Source organism: uncultured Campylobacter sp. (genome assembly GCF_938030785.1).
Classification (GTDB): Bacteria; Campylobacterota; Campylobacteria; order Campylobacterales; family Campylobacteraceae; genus Campylobacter_B.
On sequence record NZ_CALHIK010000051.1, the window covers coordinates 1 to 1,812 of the forward strand.

The following is a 1,812-nucleotide window of genomic DNA, read 5'->3' on the forward strand; positions in this document are numbered from 1 at the left end:
TGCGGATGCTGGGAGAGAGCGAGTTTGGGCTGTATTCGCTAAGCGCCAGCGTCATCGGCTATTTGGCGATTTTGGATCTGGGTTTCGGCAACGCGATCACGGTCTTTAGCGCCAAATACGCAGCAAGCGGCGAGAGCGAAAAGGCGCTGCGCCTGCACGGCACGATCTTTAGCGTTTATCTGGTGATGAGCGCGCTCGTCTTGCTTATCGGCGCGCTCGTGATCGCCTACGCGGACGCGATCTTCGGCGCAAAATTAAGCGGCGAGGAGATCCGCAAGATCCGCATAATGTTTGCGCTTTTGAGCCTAAATTTGGCCGTGAGCTTTCCATTTAGCATCTACTCGTCGATCCTCACAGCGCACGAAAATTTCGTATTCATCAAGCTCATCGCCATCTTGCGCACGCTTTTGCTGCCTGCAATCGCGGTGCCTGTGCTTCTTTTGGGGCATAAATCGGTCGCGATCGTAGCCTGCGCCACGGCGGTAAATTTATTCTGCGTCGCAGCGGATTTCATCTACTGTAGGCGCAAAATCGCGCCGCGCATCAGCGTACGAAATTTCGACGCGGGCGTGCTAAAGCAAGTATTTTCCTACTCGTTTTTCATCTTTTTGGGGATGATCGTCGATCAGGTAAATTGGAGCGCGGATAATTTCATCCTAGGCGTAGTCGCGGGCACGACGGTAGTCTCGCAATATAGCGTCGCGGCGATGATAAACTCCACTTTTATTACGCTTTCGGTTACCATCAGCGGCGTGATGCTGCCTAAAATTTCAAAGATGGTAAGCGCAAATAGCAGCGACGCAGAGCTTACTGCTGAGTTTATAAAGATCGGCAGGCTGCAGTTTTACGTCATCTTTCTGATCTGCTCGATGCTGATAATTTTCGGGCGCGAGTTCATCATTTTATGGGCGGGCGCGCAGTATGAAATTTCATACACGATCGCGCTTATTTTGGTTATCCCCGTCTGCGTGCCGCTTATTCAAAATTTAGGGCTTTCGATCCTTCAGGCGAAGAATAAATTTCGCTTCCGCGCGATCGCGGCGCTATTTATGACGTTTTTAAACATCGCCGTCTCCATCCCGCTAGCCAAGCTCTACGGCGGCGTAGGAAGCGCGGTGGGCACGGCGCTATCGCTGGTTTTACTAAACATCACTTTAATGAACTTTTACTACCATTTCAAAATCGGGCTCGATATGGCGAAATTTTGGCTAAACATCGCTCGAATGCTGGCTCCGTCGCTTTTGGCCGTAGCGATCATTTTGCCGATAAATTACGCGCTGAGCCTAAGCGGCGCTGCGTATCTGCTCGTCTGCGGCTCGCTTTACATAGCGATTTTTACGTTTATCGCCGTAAAGCTCGTGATGAACGACTATGAGCGCGCGATCTTCGGCGCCGCGCTAGCCAAGATTAGGAGCAGATTATGAGCTTTAACGTCGTAAGCGAAGTCGCGTCCAAAAATCGCTGTATCGGCTGCGGCGTCTGCACGGCGATCTGTCCGCAAAGCGTGCTGCAGATGCACATATCGCCGAGCAGCAATTACGAAGTGCGGCAGATTCCCGGTTGCGACGAGCGGTGCGATCTCTGCCTCAAGGTCTGTCCGTTTTATCAAAAGGACGGCTTTGAGGACGCGCTAAATCGTAAAATTTACGCCGATCTGCCGAATCAAAGCGGCGATTTTGCGAAATTTTTAAACACGTACGAGTTTTATAAAAAGGATGAAGCGCAGCGCCTTAGTTCGGCCTCCGGGGGTGCGGGAAATTTTATCTTTAACGCGCTTTTTGAAAACGGGCTGATCGATTATGCGATATGCGC

At 51.3% G+C, this 1,812-nt stretch carries 2 protein-coding genes; both read left to right on the forward strand.

All coding sequences use genetic code 11. From position 1 onward, the window contains the following. Positions 1-1,424, forward strand: a 1,424-nt coding sequence (locus Q0438_RS02640) for an oligosaccharide flippase family protein (protein WP_299187061.1), incomplete at its 5' end; no start/stop codon positions are given. Continuing rightward, positions 1,421-1,812 (forward strand): 4Fe-4S binding protein (locus Q0438_RS02645; protein WP_299187064.1); only part of this gene is annotated, 392 nt, incomplete at its 3' end. The genes Q0438_RS02640 and Q0438_RS02645, both read left to right, overlap by 4 nt.